At 65.1% G+C, this 6,367-nt stretch carries 8 protein-coding genes; 6 read left to right on the forward strand and 2 right to left on the reverse strand.

Going from position 1 to position 6,367, the window contains the following annotated elements:
* Both ACRDUX_RS31330 and ACRDUX_RS31335 read left to right on the forward strand, forming a co-directional pair.
* Positions 1-425, forward strand: a 425-nt coding sequence (locus ACRDUX_RS31330; RefSeq protein ID WP_526419818.1) for a PaaX family transcriptional regulator C-terminal domain-containing protein, incomplete at its 5' end; no start/stop codon positions are given.
* Positions 422-1,237 (forward strand): crotonase/enoyl-CoA hydratase family protein, encoded by an 816-nt coding sequence (locus tag ACRDUX_RS31335; RefSeq protein ID WP_526419820.1) that lies wholly within the window; start codon positions 422-424, stop codon positions 1,235-1,237. The genes ACRDUX_RS31330 and ACRDUX_RS31335, both read left to right, overlap by 4 nt.
* Here the strand turns inward: ACRDUX_RS31335 and ACRDUX_RS31340 are convergent.
* Together ACRDUX_RS31340 and ACRDUX_RS31345 are read right to left on the reverse strand one after the other, a co-directional pair.
* Complete coding sequence (locus tag ACRDUX_RS31340; protein WP_526419822.1) at positions 1,224-1,640, reverse strand: DUF3060 domain-containing protein; 417 nt, start codon at positions 1,638-1,640, stop codon at positions 1,224-1,226. The two genes, ACRDUX_RS31335 and ACRDUX_RS31340, sit on opposite strands and share 14 nt — an antisense overlap.
* A gap of 44 nt (positions 1,641-1,684) precedes the next feature.
* Positions 1,685-2,062, reverse strand: coding sequence for a DUF3060 domain-containing protein (locus ACRDUX_RS31345; protein WP_526419824.1), 378 nt, complete (start codon positions 2,060-2,062; stop codon positions 1,685-1,687).
* A 177-nt stretch (positions 2,063-2,239) separates the two neighbouring features.
* On the opposite strand from ACRDUX_RS31345, the gene ACRDUX_RS31350 reads away from it, so the two are divergent.
* The 4 genes from ACRDUX_RS31350 to fusA all read left to right on the forward strand — a co-directional run bounded on the left by ACRDUX_RS31350 (position 2,240) and on the right by fusA (position 6,247).
* Positions 2,240-2,848, forward strand: coding sequence for a TetR/AcrR family transcriptional regulator (locus tag ACRDUX_RS31350; protein WP_526419826.1), 609 nt, complete (start codon positions 2,240-2,242; stop codon positions 2,846-2,848).
* A 375-nt stretch (positions 2,849-3,223) separates the two neighbouring features.
* Positions 3,224-3,598, forward strand: coding sequence for a 30S ribosomal protein S12 (rpsL, locus tag ACRDUX_RS31355; protein ID WP_056557336.1), 375 nt, complete (start codon positions 3,224-3,226; stop codon positions 3,596-3,598).
* Positions 3,598-4,068 (forward strand): 30S ribosomal protein S7, encoded by a 471-nt coding sequence (rpsG, locus tag ACRDUX_RS31360; protein ID WP_056557334.1) that lies wholly within the window; start codon positions 3,598-3,600, stop codon positions 4,066-4,068. Before rpsL ends, rpsG begins: the two co-directional genes overlap by 1 nt.
* A gap of 76 nt (positions 4,069-4,144) precedes the next feature.
* Positions 4,145-6,247: an elongation factor G gene (fusA, locus tag ACRDUX_RS31365; RefSeq protein ID WP_526419828.1), complete on the forward strand. Its 2,103-nt coding sequence runs from the start codon at positions 4,145-4,147 to the stop codon at positions 6,245-6,247.
* Positions 6,248-6,367: the final 120 nt, after the last annotated feature.

Consider the following 6,367-nt stretch of genomic DNA (forward strand, 5'->3'; position numbering starts at 1 on the left):
ATGCCAAGACGCGGGCGGCCGTTCGAACTACGTTGCACGACAAAAGGTTCGCCGAACTGCGCGAGGGGGTGTGGATGCGTCCGGCGAATCTCGACCTGGAATTGGCCGATGACCTACGGTCGCGAGTTCGGGTGCTGCAGGCCCGCGACGACGATCCGGCCGGGCTGGCCGGGAGGCTGTGGGATCTGCCCGGCTGGGTGCGGACCGGACGGGCCTTGCTCGACGACATGGGCGGCGCCGATGACGTTCCTGCGCGGTTCGTCGCCGCGGCAGCCATGGTTCGTCACCTACTCTCCGATCCGGTACTGCCGCCGGAACTGCTACCCGACGACTGGCCGGGGCAGGGCCTGCGACTGGCATATCACGACTTCGCCGCGGAACTCGTTGCGCGGCGCGATGACACCGAACTGATGGAGGCACGATGACTGACTTTCCGGAGGGCAGGAGCGGAGCGACCGGGGACTCAAGCTCGGGCGGGGTTCGCGTCGAGCGCAACGGCCCCGTCACCACGGTGATCATGAATCGCCCCGCCGCCCGCAACGCCGTCAACGGTCCCGCCTCCGCGGGCCTGGTCGCGGCGTTCGAGGAGTTCGACGCCGACGACTCCGCATCCGTCGCGGTGCTCTGGGGCGACAACGGAACCTTTTGTGCCGGTGCGGATCTGAAAGCCCTGGGCACACCCGACGCCAATCCGGTCCATCGGAGCGGTCCGGGACCGATGGGCCCTTCTCGAATGGTCTTGTCCAAGCCGGTCATTGCCGCCGTGAGTGGATTCGCGGTGGCGGGCGGGCTCGAGTTGGCGCTGTGGTGTGACCTGCGCGTGGCCGAGGAGGACGCCGTCTTCGGCGTGTACTGCCGCCGCTGGGGAGTGCCGCTGATCGACGGGGGGACGGTGCGGCTGCCGCGCCTGATCGGGCACAGCCGTGCGATGGACCTGATCCTCACGGGTCGCAGCGTCGACGCCGCTGAGGCGCTCGCAATCGGGCTGGCCAACCGGGTGGTGCCGCACGGTCAGGCGCGCGAGGCCGCCGAGACGCTGGCCGCCGAGCTCGCCGCACTTCCACAGCAGTGTCTGCGCGCGGATCGGCTCTCCGCCCTCAACCAGTGGGGTGTGCCCGAGGCGGAGGCGATGGACGTCGAGTTCGGCAGCATGTCCAAGGTCGCTGCCGAATCACTGGCGGGCGCCCGGCGATTCGCCGACGGGGCAGGCCGGCACGGGGCGGCTAGCCCTTCCTGATCGAGTTCCCGGAACCCGTGTCGTTCACCTTCGGGTCGCCGTCCTTGTAGGTGACGGTGTTGTTCAGACCGACGACGCTGAGGCCGGTGCCGATCTTGTCGACCGTGATCTTGTTGTCGGCTCCGCCGATGTTCACGTTGGTACACGTGCCCTTGACGGTCAGCGTGTTGTTGGACCCGCCGATGGTGAGTGACTTGCCGTCGGCGCAATCGATCTCCGCGGTCGTCCCGACCGATCCGTAGTTGATGGTGTTGGCTATCTCGACTTGGATGCCGGACGTGCCGACCGTGGCGGTCGGCGAATTGGTGTCGCCACTCTGCGAGCCGCAACCGGCGAGGCTCAGAACGGCGACGCCGGCAAGGGCGCCGAAGAGACCGACCAGCCCGGGGGGGTTCGCGCGCATGATTTCTCGCTTCCGCGGCGGTTGGCCACGCCGCTGCGACGAGACTACGCGGACAGCCGGTCGATGCGGTTCGTCAAACCGATTTCGCGGCCCCGGTCAAGGACCTGCGGGTCGCCGCTGCGGTAGAGCACCGTCTGGTCGAACCCGTAGACGGTGATGTCGTTGACGACGTTGTCGGCCTTGATGACGTTCGCCGAACCCTGGACGGTAATGGCCCAGCACGAGCCGAGCGCGTTGATGGTGTTTCCGGTGCCCACGACGATGAGCGTGGATTCGTTGCAGTCCAGGGTCTGGTTCACGCCCTGGCCCGTGATGTGAGTGTCGCCGTTCTTCGCCTGCGCGGTCGGAACCCCGACGCACAGCGCGACGGGAATGGCTACCACGCCTGCCGAAAGGAGGGCACCCAACGCTCTGCAACCCACGATGGTCCCCTTCGCCTCGCAACCGTACTTTCGCCTGCGCAGACTCTACGTTCTGAGTTGCCTCGATGGCACCACTTCGCTGGGTACCGTGTGCGAACGACGCGCGGGGCTAGAGTCATTCGCTATCCCACCTGGGTACGCACGATGTTCATCCGTCGATTCGAAGGACACCATTTCATGGCAGCTCGGCCGGAGGCCCAATCGGCTGGCCGATCGCGAAGTCCCGCCAGGGCCAGCAAGCTGAGTCGCGACGCCATCGTCAACGCCGCACTGACGTTCCTCGACCGCGAAGGGTGGGAGTCGCTCACCATCAACGCCCTGGCGACGCAGCTCGGCACCAAGGGTCCGTCGCTGTACAACCACGTCCACAGCCTCGAGGATCTGCGTCGGACGGTGCGGATGCGAGTGGTCGACGACATCATCGGCATGCTCAACACGGTGGGGGACGGCCGTACCCGCGACGACGCGGTGGTCGCGATGGCCAGTTCGTACCGCAGTTACGCCCACCACCATCCCGGCCGCTATTCGGCGTTCACCCGGATGCCCCTCGGCGGCGACGATCCGGAGTACACGGCAGCCACGCGGGCCGCCGCCGGGCCGGTCATCGAGGTGTTGGCGTCGTACGGGTTGGAGGGGGAGGACGGGTTCTTCGCGGCCCTGGAGTTCTGGTCGGCGCTGCACGGTTTCGTCCTGCTCGAGATGACGGGCGTGATGGGCGACATCGACACCGACGCCGTGTTCACCGACATGGTGCTGCGGCTTGCGGCGGGCATGGAACGTCGCTGACGAGCTGAGTCAGCCGGGTAGCCTGGCAGTATCGTCGGGGAGACGTTCTCGTCCGCAGTTCACCGCGGACCGATTTCACGGCGTCACTTGACCAGGCGAATTGGCGGCTCTAGCGCGCTTTGACCTGCGGCACCGCGGGCAGGTATTGTGGTCGATCGTGCCTGGCCGATAGGGCGCTTGCAGCTGTGATGGCTGTGAGCAAGCCTGCACGCCGGGCCAATTCGCATGTCCACGAAGTATCGACGAGATTCGGTGCACGGGCGCGTGCGACACGCCGCCAGCGGGGTAACCCGCAAGGGCGTAACCGCAGTACACAGACTTGAGAACGACCGAATACAACAGCAGCACCACGGAAGCAACATAGAAAGCCGGTACATGCCAACCATCAACCAGCTGGTCCGCAAGGGTCGCCGCGACAAGATCGCCAAGGTCAAGACCGCGGCCCTCAAGGGCAGCCCGCAGCGGCGTGGCGTCTGCACCCGCGTGTACACGACCACCCCGAAGAAGCCGAACTCGGCGCTTCGCAAGGTCGCGCGCGTCAAGCTGACCACTGGGGTTGAGGTCACGGCCTACATCCCCGGTGAGGGTCACAACCTGCAGGAGCACTCGATGGTGCTGGTGCGTGGTGGTCGGGTGAAGGACCTCCCCGGTGTGCGCTACAAGATCATCCGCGGCTCGCTCGACACACAGGGCGTCAAGAGCCGCAAGCAGGCCCGGAGCCGCTACGGCGCCAAGAAGGAGAAGAGTTAATGCCGCGCAAGGGCCCCGCACCCAAGCGACCGCTGGTCAATGACCCGGTCTACGGTTCGCAGCTGGTCACCCAGCTCGTCAACAAGGTTCTGCTGGACGGGAAGAAATCCCTCGCAGAACGCATTGTGTATGGAGCGCTGGAACAGGCTCGCGACAAGACCGGCACCGATCCGGTCGTCACCCTGAAGCGTGCTCTCGACAACGTGAAGCCTGCCCTCGAGGTTCGCAGCCGTCGTGTCGGTGGCGCCACCTATCAGGTTCCCGTCGAGGTCCGCCCCGAGCGGTCCACCACGCTGGCACTTCGCTGGTTGGTGAGCTTCTCGAAGCAGCGCAGGGAGAAGACCATGGTCGAACGTCTGGCCAACGAGTTGCTCGACGCGAGCAACGGTCTGGGTGCCGCCGTCAAGCGACGCGAGGACACTCACAAGATGGCCGAGGCCAACCGAGCCTTCGCGCACTACCGCTGGTGATTTCAACGCCCGCGGTCAAGGCCCCGGGGCGGATCGACAACAGCAACCAAGCAAGCGAAAGAGTGGGAATTTAGCCGTGGCACAGGACGTGCTGACCGACCTCACGAAGGTCCGCAACATCGGCATCATGGCGCACATCGACGCCGGTAAGACGACGACGACCGAGCGCATCCTCTACTACACCGGTATCAGCTACAAGATCGGTGAGGTGCACGACGGTGCCGCCACGATGGACTGGATGGAGCAGGAGCAGGAGCGGGGTATCACCATTACCTCGGCTGCTACCACCTGCTTCTGGGATGGCAACCAGATCAACATCATCGACACCCCTGGGCACGTCGACTTCACCGTCGAGGTGGAGCGCAGCCTGCGCGTGCTCGACGGCGCCGTTGCCGTGTTCGACGGCAAGGAGGGCGTCGAGCCGCAGTCCGAGCAGGTCTGGCGTCAGGCCGACAAGTACGACGTCCCGCGCATCTGCTTCGTCAACAAGATGGACAAGATCGGCGCGGACTTCTACTTCACCGTGCGCACCATCGAGGAGCGGCTCGGCGCCAAGGCGCTGCCGATCCAGCTGCCCATCGGCTCCGAGGGTGGCTTCGAAGGCATCGTCGACCTGGTCGAGATGAAGGCCAAGGTCTGGCGCGGCGAGACCAAGCTCGGTGAGACGTACGAGACCATCGACATCCCCGAGGACCTCGCCGAGCTCGCCGACGAGTACCGCACCAAGCTGCTCGAGACGGTCGCCGAGACCGACGAGGCGCTGCTCGAGAAGTACTTCGGTGGCGAGTCGCTCACGATCGACGAGATCAAGGGCGCGATCCGCAAGCTGACCGTCAACTCCGAGATCTACCCCGTGCTGTGCGGTAGCGCGTTCAAGAACAAGGGCGTGCAGCCCATGCTCGACGCGGTCATCGACTACCTGCCGTCGCCGCTCGACGTCGAGTCGGTCACGGGTCACGTCCCCGGCAAGGAAGAAGAGCTGGTCACGCGTAAGCCCTCGACGACGGAGCCGTTCTCGGCGCTGGCGTTCAAGGTCGCGACGCACCCGTTCTTCGGCAAGCTGACCTACGTCCGGGTGTACTCGGGCAAGGTCGACTCCGGCGCCCAGGTCATCAACGCGACCAAGGGCAAGAAGGAACGCCTCGGCAAGCTGTTCCAGATGCACTCCAACAAGGAGAACCCGGTGGAGTCGGCCGCAGCAGGCCACATCTACGCCGTGATCGGGCTGAAGGACACCACCACCGGTGACACCCTGAGCGATCCGAACCACCAGGTTGTGCTCGAGTCGATGACCTTCCCCGATCCCGTGATCGAGGTCGCCATCGAGCCCAAAACGAAGAGTGACCAGGAGAAGCTGTCCCTGGCGATCCAGAAGCTCGCCGAGGAAGACCCGACCTTCAAGGTCCACCAGGACAACGAGACCGGCCAGACCGTCATCGGCGGCATGGGCGAGCTGCACCTCGACATCCTGGTCGACCGGATGCGTCGCGAGTTCAAGGTCGAGGCCAACGTCGGCAAGCCGCAGGTCGCCTACAAGGAGACCATCAAGCGCAAGGTCGAGAAGGTCGAGTTCACCCACAAGAAGCAGACGGGTGGCTCCGGCCAGTTCGCCAAGGTTCTCGTCAGCATCGAGCCCTTCGAGGGCGAGGACGGCGCGACCTACGAGTTCTCGAACAAGGTCAGCGGTGGACGCATCCCGCGTGAGTACATTCCGTCGGTGGATGCCGGTGCGCAGGACGCCATGCAGTACGGCGTGTTGGCCGGCTACCCGCTGGTGAACGTGAAGCTGACCCTTCTCGACGGGGCGTACCACGACGTCGACTCGTCGGAAATGGCGTTCAAGATCGCAGGTTCCCAGGTGCTGAAGAAGGCTGCCGCTCAGGCGCAGCCGACCATCCTGGAACCCGTCATGGCCGTCGAGGTCACCACCCCGGAGGACTACATGGGTGACGTGATCGGCGACCTGAACTCCCGCCGTGGTCAGATTCAAGCCATGGAGGAGCGCAGTGGTGCTCGCGTCGTGAAGGCGACGGTACCGTTGTCGGAGATGTTCGGTTACGTCGGGGACCTCCGGTCCCGGACCCAGGGCCGGGCCAACTACTCCATGGTGTTCGACTCGTACGCCGAAGTACCGGCGAACGTGTCGAAGGAGATCATCGCGAAGGCGACGGGACAGTAACCAGCTAGAAAAGTCCCAGCGCCCACCGGCGACCACACAACTGAACACAGACACACCTTTCAACAAGCACCAACAAAGTCCAGGAGGACACAGAAGTGGCGAAGGCGAAGTTCGAGCGGA

The sequence above is a fragment of the Mycobacterium sp. genome (assembly GCF_050701675.1).
Classification (GTDB): Bacteria; Actinomycetota; Actinomycetes; order Mycobacteriales; family Mycobacteriaceae; genus Mycobacterium.